This window comes from Erythrobacter sp. HA7-11, assembly GCF_055693605.1.
On the sequence record NZ_JBVFUF010000002.1, the window covers coordinates 1,375,685 to 1,388,845 of the forward strand.

General features: G+C 57.5%; 16 protein-coding genes. 12 read left to right on the top strand and 4 right to left on the bottom strand.

The features are described from left to right. Nucleotides 1–57: 57 nt before the first annotated feature. The 3 genes from ACZ1GU_RS07125 (at nt 58) to ACZ1GU_RS07135 (ending at nt 3,653) form a co-directional block, all read left to right on the top strand. A complete protein-coding gene (locus ACZ1GU_RS07125; protein WP_472647345.1) occupies nt 58–1,362 on the top strand; it encodes a tetratricopeptide repeat protein in 1,305 nt (434 codons plus the stop codon). 119 nt (nt 1,363–1,481) lie between these two features. Beyond that, nucleotides 1,482–2,618 (top strand): DoxX family membrane protein, encoded by a 1,137-nt coding sequence (locus ACZ1GU_RS07130; protein WP_472647346.1) that lies wholly within the window; start codon nt 1,482–1,484, stop codon nt 2,616–2,618. A 135-nt stretch (nt 2,619–2,753) separates the two neighbouring features. Beyond that, complete coding sequence (locus ACZ1GU_RS07135; protein WP_472647347.1) at nt 2,754–3,653, top strand: NAD(P)/FAD-dependent oxidoreductase; 900 nt, start codon at nt 2,754–2,756, stop codon at nt 3,651–3,653. A gap of 5 nt (nt 3,654–3,658) precedes the next feature. Here the strand turns inward: ACZ1GU_RS07135 and radC are convergent, their stop codons facing one another. Further along, on the bottom strand, nt 3,659–4,393 hold the full coding sequence (gene radC, locus ACZ1GU_RS07140; RefSeq protein ID WP_472647348.1) for a RadC family protein: 735 nt from the start codon (nt 4,391–4,393) through the stop codon (nt 3,659–3,661). 104 nt (nt 4,394–4,497) lie between these two features. Here radC and ACZ1GU_RS07145 point away from each other — a divergent pair, with 104 nt between their 5' ends. The 9 genes from ACZ1GU_RS07145 (at nt 4,498) to ACZ1GU_RS07185 (ending at nt 11,208) form a co-directional block, all read left to right on the top strand. Further along, on the top strand, nt 4,498–5,232 hold the full coding sequence (locus ACZ1GU_RS07145) for an intermembrane phospholipid transport protein YdbH family protein (protein ID WP_472647349.1): 735 nt from the start codon (nt 4,498–4,500) through the stop codon (nt 5,230–5,232). Between the two features lie 28 nt (nt 5,233–5,260). After that, complete coding sequence (locus ACZ1GU_RS07150; RefSeq protein ID WP_472647350.1) at nt 5,261–7,726, top strand: intermembrane phospholipid transport protein YdbH family protein; 2,466 nt, start codon at nt 5,261–5,263, stop codon at nt 7,724–7,726. Nucleotides 7,727–7,803: 77 nt separating this feature from the next. After that, complete coding sequence (locus ACZ1GU_RS07155) at nt 7,804–8,013, top strand: YnbE family lipoprotein (protein ID WP_472647351.1); 210 nt, start codon at nt 7,804–7,806, stop codon at nt 8,011–8,013. A gap of 24 nt (nt 8,014–8,037) precedes the next feature. Next, complete coding sequence (locus tag ACZ1GU_RS07160; protein WP_472647352.1) at nt 8,038–8,427, top strand: YdbL family probable chaperone protein; 390 nt, start codon at nt 8,038–8,040, stop codon at nt 8,425–8,427. 191 nt (nt 8,428–8,618) lie between these two features. Continuing rightward, nucleotides 8,619–8,945, top strand: a complete 327-nt coding sequence (locus ACZ1GU_RS07165) for an AtpZ/AtpI family protein (protein ID WP_472647353.1) — start codon at nt 8,619–8,621, stop codon at nt 8,943–8,945. A 69-nt stretch (nt 8,946–9,014) separates the two neighbouring features. Continuing rightward, complete coding sequence (locus ACZ1GU_RS07170; RefSeq protein ID WP_472647354.1) at nt 9,015–9,803, top strand: F0F1 ATP synthase subunit A; 789 nt, start codon at nt 9,015–9,017, stop codon at nt 9,801–9,803. Nucleotides 9,804–9,849: 46 nt separating this feature from the next. After that, nucleotides 9,850–10,077: a F0F1 ATP synthase subunit C gene (locus ACZ1GU_RS07175; RefSeq protein WP_027442220.1), complete on the top strand. Its 228-nt coding sequence runs from the start codon at nt 9,850–9,852 to the stop codon at nt 10,075–10,077. A gap of 110 nt (nt 10,078–10,187) precedes the next feature. Continuing rightward, nucleotides 10,188–10,682 carry a F0F1 ATP synthase subunit B family protein gene (locus ACZ1GU_RS07180; RefSeq protein WP_472647355.1) on the top strand — a complete coding sequence of 165 codons (495 nt, stop codon included), beginning with the start codon at nt 10,188–10,190 and terminating at the stop codon, nt 10,680–10,682. Beyond that, nucleotides 10,675–11,208, top strand: coding sequence for a F0F1 ATP synthase subunit B family protein (locus tag ACZ1GU_RS07185; protein ID WP_472647356.1), 534 nt, complete (start codon nt 10,675–10,677; stop codon nt 11,206–11,208). The genes ACZ1GU_RS07180 and ACZ1GU_RS07185 overlap by 8 nt, the downstream gene beginning before the upstream one ends. 62 nt (nt 11,209–11,270) lie before the next feature. Here the strand turns inward: ACZ1GU_RS07185 and ACZ1GU_RS07190 are convergent, their stop codons facing one another. Genes ACZ1GU_RS07190 through gloB form a run of 3 tightly spaced genes read right to left on the bottom strand, consistent with a single transcriptional unit; the run spans nt 11,271 to nt 13,014 of the window. Continuing rightward, complete coding sequence (locus ACZ1GU_RS07190; protein WP_472647357.1) at nt 11,271–11,753, bottom strand: zinc-binding dehydrogenase; 483 nt, start codon at nt 11,751–11,753, stop codon at nt 11,271–11,273. Between the two features lie 35 nt (nt 11,754–11,788). After that, the gene (locus ACZ1GU_RS07195; protein WP_472647358.1) at nt 11,789–12,250 is read right to left on the bottom strand and encodes an alcohol dehydrogenase catalytic domain-containing protein; all 462 of its coding nucleotides are present in this window, start codon (nt 12,248–12,250) and stop codon (nt 11,789–11,791) included. Nucleotides 12,251–12,255: 5 nt separating this feature from the next. Then, nucleotides 12,256–13,014 (bottom strand): hydroxyacylglutathione hydrolase, encoded by a 759-nt coding sequence (gene gloB / locus ACZ1GU_RS07200; protein WP_472647359.1) that lies wholly within the window; start codon nt 13,012–13,014, stop codon nt 12,256–12,258. Nucleotides 13,015–13,161: the final 147 nt, after the last annotated feature.

The following is a 13,161-nucleotide window of genomic DNA, read 5'->3' on the forward strand; positions in this document are numbered from 1 at the left end:
GCGGATAAACTTGACGATGACCGCAAAAAACAACTGGCTCGGCGGCTCGGTGGTGACATGGCTTTGCTCGATGTCGAGATCGTTTCTGGCGAAGATGACAGCGAAGCTACGGTCATCGTGACGGGGATTTCGGATGCACCGGTTGAATTTGACGGGCTTCGAGGGGAAGCGGATCTTTCGATGAGAGCGGAGCAAATGAAGTTCTCGCCGAACCGATCTCGAAAAGAGTGGCGGGAAATCCCAGTTCGCGCAGACTCCGGGGCGGGGTTGAATATGCGCATGGATATTATCTTGCCCGACAGTGAGGACAATTACGAGCTCCGCGGTGAGACTTTCGTCAATGCCGAGGTGGGAGGCAAAACCTACGAGAGGACAATCAATTTCTCCGACGGTTCGGTGTCCGTGAACGAGACGCTGATCACAAACGGCGTAGAAGTTCAGCCCGAGCAATTCCGTGAAGAACGCCGCAAAGCAGCGAGTTTGGCCCGTCAAGAATCCAAATTGATCGTCAAGGAGGATATACCGCGCCGCTGGCGATACGCCCAAAACAAAGATCGTAGTGGTCTTGAAGCGCTTGAAGCGGCTTTCGCTAAAGTCATTGCGAACGATCCTGACGAGGCCGGGAGCTATCTATCTCGCGCGGCATTCCGCTACGACACTTATGATTTTGCCGGGTCTCTCGAAGACATGAATAAGGTCATCGAGCTCGAAGCCGATGCCGAATATTTCAGCCAGCGCGCGACGGTGCACGGGCAATTGCTGGATCAAAAGGCGCGCAAAGCCGATCTTGAGGAAGCGTATTCGCTGGATCCGAAGCCTTGGCGGGCAATGCAGTTGGCAGAAGCATTGATCGATCTTGAGCAGATTGATGCCGCGCGTGAAATCCTCGAATACGAAGACGGGGACGAATCCGTGCGTCAAGAATTGGCAATAGCTTTGGCTGAACTTGATGCGCTTGAAGGTCAGCCAGAAGTTGGATTGGACCGGATCAGAGAATTCGCCATCGACAATCCGAATGATGCAGGCCTGCTCAACGAAAAATGCTGGTTTATCGCTAAATGGCAGGTCGGACTTGATGACGGAGTTTCGGTCTGCACAAAGGCAGTCGAAAACAGCGGGGAGGCTGCTAACGTTCTCGACAGTCGAGCGCTGCTTTTCATGCGCAAAGGAATGTTGAGCGAAGCGATGGCGGACATCGATGCGGCTCTGGAACTGGAACCAAACCAGACTGCGACCGTGCTCCTGCGCGGTTTCGCTCGTTTGGAACAGGGTGACAAGCAAGGGCAAAGCGATATCGATGAAGCGCTTGCCCGCGATCCGGAATTGGCCACAAGGTATCGACGCTGGGGTTTTGATCTCTAGTGAAACCCTCGGTGTGCTTGCCCGCCACCCGACGTCGCGAACGATACACGCTTTGAATCGCAAGTGGCTTGTAACTAGTCTAATCCTCTATCGAACAGAGCCGTAAGGAGGATTTGCGGATGACGGATGCAGCAGCAGGCACGCTTCAAGAGGAGCGCCTCTCTCCATTCGTCCGCGTCACGCTGCGCAGTTGGGCCAAATGGTATTCCGGTGGGGCCGAGCTATTTTGGCCCTTCACCGATCTGTTCGTTCGCTTTTTTCTCGCACTAAGCTTTTTCCGCTCCGGTCTGGTGAAGGCGACCGACTGGGACACGGCTCTGTTGCTCGCGACCCAAGAATACCCGGTTAGCTGGATGGAACCGGCGACGGCGGCGACAGTCGGGCTCGCGATTGAATTGGTTGGACCAGCGCTGCTTCTGTTTGGTTTCTTCACTCGGCCTGCAGCATTGGCGATGGCCGCGCTTACGGTCGTCTCCCAAGCGGTTTACGTCCCTACCACCAGCAATCTCATGATAGCAGCCATGCTGATTTGGTATGTGTTCCAGGGGCCGGGCGCATTCTCTCTCGATCAATTGCTTGCCCGAGGTTTGAAGACGAGTGCCTTGCCTCTTGCCCGGCCAACTGTCCGGCTTGGCGAGCTTATGCGCCAACACGGATCGCCTGTCGCTATGATGGTGATCAGACTTTGGCTGGCGCTCACTTTGCTCGCCTATGCCGAAGTGTTTGAACCTTCAATTGCCCTTGCAACTTGGTTGCCGATCACTGTCTTCACGGGATTTCCCGATTGGCTCGCCGTAGCGTTTGCTGTGCTCATGGCGATCGGGTTTGCTGCCAGTTTCGTTTCGTATGCTCTCGTCATCCTGATCGGGATATTCATGATCGCAGGGGTTCACGAGAATGTGACCTTCTATCCAATTTTGCTGTTGGCAATCTATGAATCCCGCGGAGCAGGAGTGGCCTCGATAGATCAGGCCATCGGGATATGGATGGAGAAGAATATTCTCTTCGACCGAGACTATGCCGACATCCCAGAACGCTGGCCGCATATCGTCGTGGTTGGTGCAGGTTTCGGTGGTCTTGCAGCGGTGGAACGCCTGAAGCGGTTGCCTGTTCGCATTACGCTCATCGACAAGCGCAATTACCACCTTTTCCAACCCTTGCTTTATCAAATCGCGACCGCGACCCTGAACCCGTACCGATATCGCGACGCCGATCCGCAGTCTGTTCAAGCCAGATGGCAATGTGCGGGTGGTTAAGGGCGAAGTGCGCAGAATCGATGCGGAAAAGAAAGCGATAACCTATTGCAGTGGTGATCACAGCGAGCAGGAGCTTTCCTATGAAACGTTGGTGCTCGCTACCGGTGCGACGCATTCCTATTTTGGCAAAGACGAATGGGGGAATTCGCACCTGGCCTTAAAACAATTGAAGATGGCGTCGCAGTTCGCGCGTCGATCCTTGAGGCATTTGAACAAGCCGAGGCAAGCAATGACCCCGAGCGGATCAAGCGCCTTCTTACATTTGTCATCGTGGGTGCAGGTCCGACTGGCGTCGAATTAGCAGGCGCGATCGCGGAATTGGCCAAGATCAATGTTGAGCGAGAGTTTCGTACTATCGATCCGAGCAGTGCGCGGGTTGTGCTCGTCCAGTCGGGCGACCGTATCTTGCCAGCCTTTCCCGAGAGCCTCTCTGTGGAAGCTGCTATGTCGCTTGAAAATCTCGGTGTCGAAATCCGTACCGGTTCGCGCGTGACTGAGATTGCTGAAGCGCATGTGTGTATAGGCGACGACACAACAATCGAGTCGGAAACAGTCCTGTGGGCAGCGGGCGTAAGAGCCTCACCTGCGGCGGAGTGGCTGGACGCGGAGTGTGATCGCTCGGGTAGAGTCATCGTCGATGAACATTTGCGGGTGAAGGGGCAGCGCGACATTTTTGCCATCGGTGACACCGCAGGCAGCACAGCCTGGGATGGGGAGCCGGTTCCGGGATTGGCTCCAGCAGCGAAGCAAGCGGGTGCCTATGTTGGGAAGCTGGTCGAGGCCGAATTGCTCGATAAAGAGTGTCCGGGCCCGTTTGCCTACAAGCATCAGGGCAGCCTTGCGACCATTGGCCGCAAGTCAGCAGTTGCGGACTTTGGCCGGTTTAAGATGTCAGGATCACTCGCATGGTGGCTTTGGGGCATCGTGCATGTCGGCTTCCTTACCGGAGCGCGCAACCGCCTCACAGTCATTCTGAATTGGGTGTGGAGCTTCTTCGCCAATCATGCAGGCGTGCGGCTTATCACAAAGTCCTGAGCGGGTCAGAGCAGGCCCTTCGCGCGCAGGCTCACGTGCCCCTCGCGCCCGACAATCACATGATCGTGCACTGTCACTCCCAATAAGCGTCCAGCCTCTGCGATCTTCTGCGTCACCTGAATATCCGCGCGCGAAGGTTCTGGGCTGCCGCTGGGGTGATTGTGGACGAGGATGAGCGCACTTGCACCGACGTCCATCGCCTTGCGGATCACTTCGCGAGGGTGGATGGCGGCCTCATCAATGGAGCCGTCGCCGACATGGTGATCGTCAATCAGGCGATTCTTCGCATCAAGATAAAGCACGCGGACACGCTCAACGGTCAGATGCGCCATGTCGATCGCGAGATAGTCGATGAGGTTCTGCCACGATCCGAGTACGGGCTTGTTGGAGACTTCGCTGCGGGCCATGCGGCGGGCGGCAATTCCTACACTTTTAAGGGCTGCGGCGCTGGTATCTCCTACACCCTTGACCTGTCTTAGCGCAGCCGGATCTGCGCTTAAGACCGCGGAAAGCGATCCAAAATGCGCGAGCAACGCTTTTGCCACCGGTTTGGTGTCGCCTTGCCGGATGCCTGCAAACAACAGGTATTCTAGCACTTCATAGTCAGCGAGCGCCTCCGCGCCGCCTTTCAGCAAGCGTTCCCGAAGGCGCGCGCGATGGCCGGCACCCGCGTGCTTACCCGCACCGCTTTTTTGAGGCTGCGCGACACCTTCGCCAAACATGTCTTCAGTTTGCGGCAAGCTGTCCCCCACTAATGCGTTTACGCGTGCATGCGGCTTGCTCTGCTGCATTGCCTTTAACAATCGATGCGCGCAAGTGTGGTTTGGTTATGGCGTCCGGTGAGATGGAACATATTGATAAGGCGCCGAAGCGGTCATTCTGGCCGAAGAGGAAGCGTTCGCGCCTCGCGCCGATCTGTGTCGCACTGATCGCTGCCGCTGTGCTCCTGGCTTGGACGACACGAGAAGACATCGCAGACGATTTCATTGCGTCTGAGCTTGAGCAGTTGGGCTTGGACGCCACCTATGACGTGTACGAAATCGCCGCTGATCGGCAAGTGCTTACCAATCTCGTGTTCGGCGATCCCGACAAACCTGACCTTACGATTGAGCGGGTTGTTGCCCAGATCGAGTATGGGTTTGGCGCGCCTCAGCTTGGCCAGATTGAGGTGCACGGAGCGCGAGCTTTCGGTACGTTTCAGGGTGGCGCTCTGAGCTTCGGCTCTCTTGATGCGTTGCTGTTTGCTGAGAGCAAAGAGCCGGCGGGTCTACCCGCACTTGATCTAAGACTAATCGACGCGCGCGCTCTCATCGTCAGCGAGTTTGGCAATATCGGGCTCAAGGCTGAGGGCGAAGGGATGCTCAATGACGGCTTCGCCGGCACGATTGCCGCGACCGCTCCCGGTTTGGCGGCGCAGGGATGTAAGGCAGGAAAGGCGACGCTCTATGGTGGTCTGACGACAGGCAATGGTGAGCCGAGCTTTGCCGGACCAATCCGGCTGTCCAACGTTCGATGCGCCGAGCATGGACTGGCCCTGAGATCAGCTCGATGTTGTCGCAGAGGTCACTCTCACCAGTGATTTCGCCGGAGCCACAGGTGAAATTGGCATGAGGGCAAATGAGCTCTCAGGCGCGGATGCGCGGGCAATTGGTGTTGGTGGAGATATACAATTCAGGTGGGCCGACGGGATGCTGTTTGCGCGCCACAATCTGGACGTTGAGGATGCTGTCACTGAATTCGGCGCGATTGCGCGGCTCGGGGCGGATGGGACCTTGCGAGCTCGCGATAACTTTGAGCGCTTGGAATGGGACACGCGGATCGAGGGTCAGGGGACGGCAATTGGCCGCGATCTGACTTCGCAAATCGAAGCCGCGCGCTCTGGCGCGAGTGGCACGCTCGCTGAGCCGCTACTTCGTCGCCTGCAATCGGGCGTGTCGCGTGCGACCAAAGGCGGCTCGCTCGCCGCAGACCTCACACTGCGGATATCGCCTGAGAGCACAAGCCTGGTGATGCCTGAGGGTCGCTTGCGTACGGTGAATGGCGAGACCGTCTTAGGTGTCTCGCGCCTCGCTTGGTCCAGCTCGCAGAACGCGCCTGGTAGGCTTTCGGCCAATCTCGCAACGGGCGGAGCAGACATTCCTCGCATTACAGGCCGGATGGAGCGTGTGGATGGTCGATCGCTGGCATTGCGGCTGCGGATGGACGAATACGCGGCGGGGCAGAACCGCTTGGCCGTTCCTGAGCTGCTCGTGACCCAAGCTCCGAGCGGCGCTCTGCGGCTTGATGGCTCAGTCCTCGCCACTGGTGACCTGCCGGGCGGCGCGGTGCAGAACCTTGCGCTTCCACTGCGAGGCTTATGGTCGCCCGAAGCGGGGCTCGCGCTGGGTCGTGATTGCACCACCCTGCGGTTCGACGGTCTCACGCTCTACCAATTATCGCTCAATCGCCGGGTGATTGAGATTTGCCCGCTGCGGGGGCGCGCGCTCGTCGCCTATCGTGATGGTTTGCAAATAAGCGGACGGACCGGTTCGCTGGCGCTTGACGGAGCCATATCGGATACCCCGCTCGCGCTCACGGCAGGGGCCGTCGACTTCAGCTATCCGGGCAGCGCTCGAATCAATGACCTTGCTGTGGCGCTGGGTGACACCGAAGAACCGATCAGCCTTTCTGCCGAGTCGATCTCCGCGAAGCTCGGTGAAGCAATTGGCGGCACAATACTCGGCGGCGAAGTCCGTTTCGATTTCGCCGCACAGGACCCTGAGGCAGTCTATCAGATTCCGTTCGAACTCGTCGATTTCGCCGGAGACTGGACCTACGACGAGGCACTGCGGATAGAAGGCGCGAGTTTCGTGATGCAGGACCGCTTGCCCGATGCGCGGTTCAACCCGCTTAGCGCGCGCGATGCTATTCTGACATTAGAGGGCACCTCAATCGTGGCGTCGGCAGACTTGCGGCATCCTGCCTCCGACCGCATCGTGACGACCGCCAATGTCTCGCACGAACTTGGCACAGGCGTTGGCAATGCACGGCTTACAATGGCTGGCCTGACCTTTGATGAGCGTTTGCAGCCCGACGACCTCACGATATTGACGAAGGGCTTCGTTTCACTCGCGAACGGCCAAATTTCCGGCAATGGCCGAATCGATTGGAGCTCCGAAGCAGTCACCAGCAGCGGTATTTTCACGACGCAAAGCTTCGATTTTGCGGCGGCCTTTGGCCCCGTGAAGGACGCGCAGGCCACTGTCGAATTCACCGATTTGCTCGCGCTCACAACCGCCCCGGGTCAGGAAGTTGCGCTTGGCTCGATCAACACCGGCATCGAAGTGCAGGGCGGCAAAGTGCGATTCTCGCTGGTAGAGGGACAATTGGTGAGGCTGGAGGATGCGCGTTGGCCGTTTATGGGCGGCGAGCTTATCATGCGTCCTGTCGACCTCAATTTCGCCGTGCCTGAAGAGCGCCGTTACATTTTCGAGATCGTCAATCTGGACGCCGGCACATTCATCAGCGAGATGGAATTCGGAAACCTTGCCGCGACTGGCAGGTTCAACGGCTCGGTTCCGATTATCTTCGATAAGCAGGGCAATGGCCGAATCGAAGGCGGCTTGCTGATCTCAGAAGCGCCGGGCGGCAATCTCTCCTATATCGGCGACCTCACGTATGAAGACATGGGTGAGATCACAAACTACGCCTTCAACATGCTGAGAAGCTTAGATTATCGCCAGATGGCGGTCACGATGGACGGCAATCTTACGGGCGAAATCATCACCAGCATCCGCTTTGACGGGATCAGCCAAGGGGAGGGCGCGTCCCGAAATTTCGTGACGCGGCGTCTCGCGAAGCTGCCGATCCGGTTCAACGTCAATGTTCGCTCGCAATTCTGGGAGCTTAGCCGCCTGCTACGCTCCACCTATGACGCAGAATATCTACGTGATCCTTGCCTCACATCGGATCCGAAGTGGCGTGCAAGCAGGTTCTACGGAGTGGCCTGCGCGGGCAAGCCGGACACAAACCCCGAAGATGAACCTTTGGATGAGTTGCTCATTCAGCAGCAGGAAAGCGATACTAGCCCATGATGCAACGCAAATTGACCGCGCCATGCGCAGATGCCAGAGGTTTTGCTCGACAGAATAATGATCGGGGGGACTTCACAATGCGGCGGAAGCAGGCTCGGGCCGGATTGAGGATGGCTGGCGTAATGGCGCTTGTCGGAGCTTTGGGAGGCTGCATCAATGTTGCGGCGCCCGAAAAGCCGATCGTGATCGAGCTCAACATCAATATTCGGCAGGAAGTTGTTTTTGCTTTGGCCGAAGATGCGGCGAACACAGTTGAGGAAAATGCGGATATTTTTGAGCTCGCTTGAAGCTCACCGCAGGAGGAAAAAAGAATGACAAATCTGCGCAACCTGATGCTCGCAAGCCTTGCTGCAGGCATCGCCATCGCCGGGGTGGCCTCTCCGGCACAGGCTCAGCGCGATCCCGCTTATGCAGCGGCTCGGGCGAACGGTTCGATCGGTGAGCAGCGCGATGGCTATCTCGGAATCGTTACTGGTCAGACCGAGCAGCTTCGCCGATTGGTCAATGATATCAACATCAAACGCCGCGCAGTTTACGCTGAGCGCGCTCAAGCCGCCAATGCAACATTGGACGAATATGCTTTCACAGCTGGCTGTCAGGCAATCTTGCGCACAACGCCGGGTGAAAAGTATCAGGCGCCTGATGGCACCTGGCAGACCCGCACTGATGCGGCTCCGCTGCGCGATCCACGTTGCCCTTAATCGCTTGACCGGCGCGTTACGAAGCGCGCAAATCCGACGAGACTTGCGAATTCTGCAAGCTCGGTGGCCATAATTGCTGCATACACAGCCCGCCTGCGGTTGACTTGCATATGCCCCCCTTCTAAGGGGTGCGCGCCCTCAGCGGGCACCTTGTTGCCTGTGTTTTGCATCCACTAACCGGAAGGCTGATCATGAGCGACGAGAAACCCGCACGGGAACGTATCGCCGAGGATGCGAGGATCGATGCACTCGAAGAGCGGTTGAAAGCCGCAAGCGAGCGCGAAGAGGAACGCATCCGGCCTCAGGTATCGGGAACTGACGCGAATTATCGCAGCGGCAACCGGGTGCTTGCAGACCTACTTGGCGGAATTCTCGGTGGCGCAGTGATTGGTTGGACGATTGACTATTTCGCCGACACTTCGCCTGCGGGTCTGTTGATAATGATGTTCCTCGGGATCATTGTTGCCTTCAGAAACATTATACGTGCGGCGAACACTCGCCCTGACGATCCTGAGTAGCGCCATCGCGGCGAACCGGGATCATATGTCAGGGCGCGTTTCATACTAGGGTTTAAGGACTTAGAGATCGTGGCAGCCGAAGCAGGCAAAGTCGATCCGATGAAGCAATTCCAGCTCGAACCGATGTTCGGTTCGGGGACCTGGGAATTGGCCGGATTCAATATCGCCTTCACCAATTCAGCGCTCTGGATGGCAATCACAACGTTCCTCATCTGGGCGTTTGTTTTTGGCGGCATGAAGCGCGAACTCGTGCCGGGTCGTTGGCAAATGGCGGTGGAGAGCTTCACCGGCTTCATCGACGATATGCTCGAGGCCAATGTGGGTAAGGCGGGGCGCAAATATGTGCCCTACATTTTCAGTCTGTTCATGTTTATACTGTTCGCCAACCTGCTCGGCCTGCTGCCGATTGGCCTAGTCGGCGCTCACCCGTTCACCTTTACAAGCCACTTCACCGTCACCGGCGTGCTCGCAATCGTCAGCTTCACAATCGTGCTCGCTGTGGGTTTCTGGAAGCATGGTCTGCACTTCTTCAGCCTGTTTGTGCCGCACGGTACGCCGCTGTGGCTCATCTGGCTGATTCCGGTGATCGAGCTTATCTCGTTCCTGGTGCGCCCTTTCAGTCTCGCGCTGCGTCTGTTCGTTGCGATGATGGCCGGCCACGTTCTGCTCAAGGTTCTGTCGAGCTTCGTGATCGACAGCGTAAACGCGGGGCCCGTATTTGGCGGGTTCATTGGCGTGCCGAGCTTTATCCTAATGATCGCCATTAGCGCTCTCGAAATTCTCGTGGCCGGTATTCAGGCCTACGTTTTCGCACTTCTGACGTCGCTGTATATCAACGACGCAGAGAACCTTCACTGAGTTTACCTCTTTAATTAATTAGATTGATCCCAAAGGAGTTTTTCAAATGGAAGCAGAAGCAGCCAAGCTCGTAGGCGCAGGCCTCGCAGCAATCGGTGCCGGCATGGCAGCGATCGGCGTGGGTAACGTATTCGGTTCGTTCCTTGAGAGCGCACTGCGTAACCCAGGCGCCGCAGACGGTCAGCAAGGCCGTCTGTTCATCGGCTTCGCCGCCGCCGAACTTCTCGGCCTGCTGGCGTTCGTTGTTGCGATGATCCTGATCTTCGTCGCCTAACAATTTTTTGGCGGTCCGGTCGGCATTTGGCTGACCGGAGCGCCAAGCACCATTTCCATCGCCCCGAGTAACCGCTCCGGGCACATATTGACCGCTTTCGGACAGCTCGCATGCCTCAGATTGCCCAACTTGCCGAATTCGCCACGAGCCAGATATTCTGGACGTTGCTGTTTTTCGGTCTGACTTTTTTCATCATCGGTCGCGGAATGGTGCCCAAGGTGATGGGGACCGTTGAGCTGCGCGATAACCAGATCGCTGGTGATCTCGCCGCAGCGAAGGCAGCGCGCGATGCTGCTGATGAGCAGGAAGAGGCTTGGCGCAAGCGTGAGAACGAAAACCGCGCCGCCGCTCAGCAATTGATTTCCGACGCCAAAGCGAAAGCTGCGGCGAAGACTGAGAAGAAGCTGGCGACTGCGCAAGCCAAGATTGATGCCAAGCTTGAAGCGGCTGAAACTGCAATTGCAGAAGCTCGCACGAGCGCGATGACCGAAGTCGAAACGGTTGCCGCCGAAGCGACGCAGGACATCGTCGCGCGACTCGCTGGCGCAAGTGTCGACAAACGCACCGCGCGTTCTGCGGTTAAGAAAGCGCTCGCCAATGGCTAATGTTCTTACAATTCTTGCCGCGTCAGGCGGAGCCGAGAAGGTCGCACCATCTGCGCTGTTCTTGCAGGATTACCAATGGGTATCCCTGGCGATGTTCATCCTGCTGGCGATCTTCGTGTGGAAGAAGGTCCCAGGCTTGATCACGGGCGGGCTCGACAACAAGATTGCCGAGATCAAGAACCAGCTTGATGAGGCGAAAAACCTGCGCGCAGAGGCCGAGGCTTTGCGCGATGAGTATGCTGCGAAGATCGCTAGCGCTGAGAAGGACGCAGAAGCGATGCTTGAAGGGGCTCAGCGGGAGGCTGATGCCGTTCTTGCCAAGGCAGAGACCGATGCCAAAGATATGATCGCGCGTCGTCAGCGTATGGCTGAAGACAAGATTGCTGCGGCTGAGCGCGATGCAGTCGAAGAAGTGCGCAGCAGCGCCGTTGATGCAGCAGCTGCAGCGTCTCGCAAGATTATCGCGGAAAAGCATGACGCCGAAAGCGACAAGGCTTTGGCGGATGAGATTATTTCTTCGATCTGAATCAGGCAATGCTTGAACAAGAGGGCGGTCCTTGCGGGCCGCCCTTTTTGTCTAGGAGCGAGCTATTTTCCCGGCTCGAATATCACTTTTCCGACTAATTCGCGATTGGCCATTGCTTCAAACCCTTCGCGCCATCGAGAGAGCGGTAGAGTACGGTCGATTGCGGGCCTAATCCGACCCTTAGCGGCAAGCTGACTGATTGCGGCATTGATCGCGCGGCCCCGTTCAGGAAAGCGGCGCGCATATTCGCCTGCACGCAGCCCTACGATTGAGAAGCCTTTGATCAGCGGAATGTTGGTCGCGACGTTTGCGATCCTGCCGCTGGTAAAGCCTACCACAACCACCTTGCCCCCGAATGTCACGCAGCGGGTTGATTCGTCGAATACATCCCCTCCGACAGGGTCAAAGACGATATCGCACAAATGCCCGTCTGTGATTTCCGCCACCTGTTCGCGGAAACGCCCTTCTGCCGTGATGACCGCATCTGCGTTGGTAAGAGCGGCAATCCGGTCGCGCTTTGCCTCCAAGCCTGTCGCTGCGATCACCTTTGCGCCAAGCGCCTTGGCGAGATCACAGGCGGCTAGTCCGACCCCGCCGCTCGCCCCGTGTACCAGTATCCATTGGTCGGCATGCAGGTCGCAGAGCTCAACCAAACCAGTGTAGGCTGTCGAGTAAGCAGCTCCCAAGGCCGCGCCCTCTGCAAAGCTGAGGCTAGAGGGCAGGGGGAGAGATTACTTGCAGGAATACTGACAAGTTCGGCAAACGCGCCGATCTTGTTGCCGCCTATCACACGGTCGCCCGGCGCAAAGCCGCTATCGGCTTCTGCCTCGATGACCTCACCTGCGCATTCAAGCCCGCTGATGAAGGGGGCATCTGGTTTGAACTGATACTCCCCGCGGGTCATCAGCAGGTCGGGAAAGTTGAGCGAGGCCGCGCGAACTCGAACGACAACCTCGCCAGCTTTGCGTTGTGGCAGAGGCAGTTCGGCTAGCGACACGCCGGAAAGGTCATCCGACATTCTTGCGACTTGCAAGGCCTTCATAAGGCTTAGAAGTTATCCTTGGCGGATCGCAGCGCGGCAAAGGTCTCATGCGGAGCGCTTCCGCCCCACTTGGCAATGATAGTCGGATCATCCGCGCGCAAGAACGGATTGGTCTCAAGCTCGCGCTTCAAGACTGTCGGCACAGTTGGCTCACCGCGCGAGCGCTTGTCCTTGATCTCCTCGACATAGGCCTGCAGCGCCTTGTTCTCGGGATCAGCATGCAGTGCGAACTTCGCATTTGCCTCGGTGTATTCGTGTGCGCAATAGAGCGTAGTCGCGGTCGGCATTCGGCGAATACGGTCGAGGCTGGTCCAGAACTGCTTGGGCTCACCTTCGAACATTCGTCCACATCCCAGCGCAAAGACAGCGTCGCCAACGAAGGCCACGCCTTCCTCGACAATGTGAAACGCGATGTGGCCGTTTGTATGGCCGGAGACGTCGATCACGTCGGCGCGGTGTTCACCAAGATTGACGCTATCCCCGTGGCTCACCACCCGATCGATAGGCGAGAGCTTTTCGACCTCTCTGGGAGCAAGAACACGTGCGCCGGTTGCGTCGATGATTTCCTTGTTTCCGCCTGCATGATCGGGGTGCCAGTGGGTGTTCCAGATATGAGTGATTTTCCAACCCTTGCCGTCCGCCTGCTTCAAATATTCCTTGGCGTCGGGCGTATCGATAGCGGCAGTTTCTCCGGTAACAGAATTGTGGACCAAGAAGCCGTAATTGTCGGAAAGGCAGGGGAATTGGTGGATTTCAATAGTCATGCCGGCATCCTACGCTTCAAGCGTCGCTGATGGAAGCACCAATGAAAAGGCCCGCCCACTCGTTGAGCAGGCGGGCCGTTTCTGGTTTCAATTCAAGCTTCAGCTTGGTCCTTGGTCACGGCAGTCAAAGCGCGACTGCGCGCCGGT

Coding starts and splice junctions, on each gene's coding strand:
- gloB (WP_472647359.1), bottom strand. CDS start 13,014: ATGACTATTGAAATCCACCAATTCCCCTGCCTTTCCGACAATTACGGC.
- ACZ1GU_RS07150 (WP_472647350.1), top strand. CDS start 5,261: ATGAGGGCAAATGAGCTCTCAGGCGCGGATGCGCGGGCAATTGGTGTT.
- ACZ1GU_RS07135 (WP_472647347.1), top strand. CDS start 2,754: ATGGGGGAATTCGCACCTGGCCTTAAAACAATTGAAGATGGCGTCGCA.
- ACZ1GU_RS07130 (WP_472647346.1), top strand. CDS start 1,482: ATGACGGATGCAGCAGCAGGCACGCTTCAAGAGGAGCGCCTCTCTCCA.
- ACZ1GU_RS07175 (WP_027442220.1), top strand. CDS start 9,850: ATGGAAGCAGAAGCAGCCAAGCTCGTAGGCGCAGGCCTCGCAGCAATC.
- ACZ1GU_RS07185 (WP_472647356.1), top strand. CDS start 10,675: ATGGCTAATGTTCTTACAATTCTTGCCGCGTCAGGCGGAGCCGAGAAG.
- ACZ1GU_RS07180 (WP_472647355.1), top strand. CDS start 10,188: ATGCCTCAGATTGCCCAACTTGCCGAATTCGCCACGAGCCAGATATTC.
- ACZ1GU_RS07160 (WP_472647352.1), top strand. CDS start 8,038: ATGACAAATCTGCGCAACCTGATGCTCGCAAGCCTTGCTGCAGGCATC.
- ACZ1GU_RS07165 (WP_472647353.1), top strand. CDS start 8,619: ATGAGCGACGAGAAACCCGCACGGGAACGTATCGCCGAGGATGCGAGG.
- ACZ1GU_RS07145 (WP_472647349.1), top strand. CDS start 4,498: ATGGAACATATTGATAAGGCGCCGAAGCGGTCATTCTGGCCGAAGAGG.
- ACZ1GU_RS07195 (WP_472647358.1), bottom strand. CDS start 12,250: ATGAAGGCCTTGCAAGTCGCAAGAATGTCGGATGACCTTTCCGGCGTG.
- ACZ1GU_RS07155 (WP_472647351.1), top strand. CDS start 7,804: ATGCGGCGGAAGCAGGCTCGGGCCGGATTGAGGATGGCTGGCGTAATG.
- ACZ1GU_RS07125 (WP_472647345.1), top strand. CDS start 58: ATGGCTTTGCTCGATGTCGAGATCGTTTCTGGCGAAGATGACAGCGAA.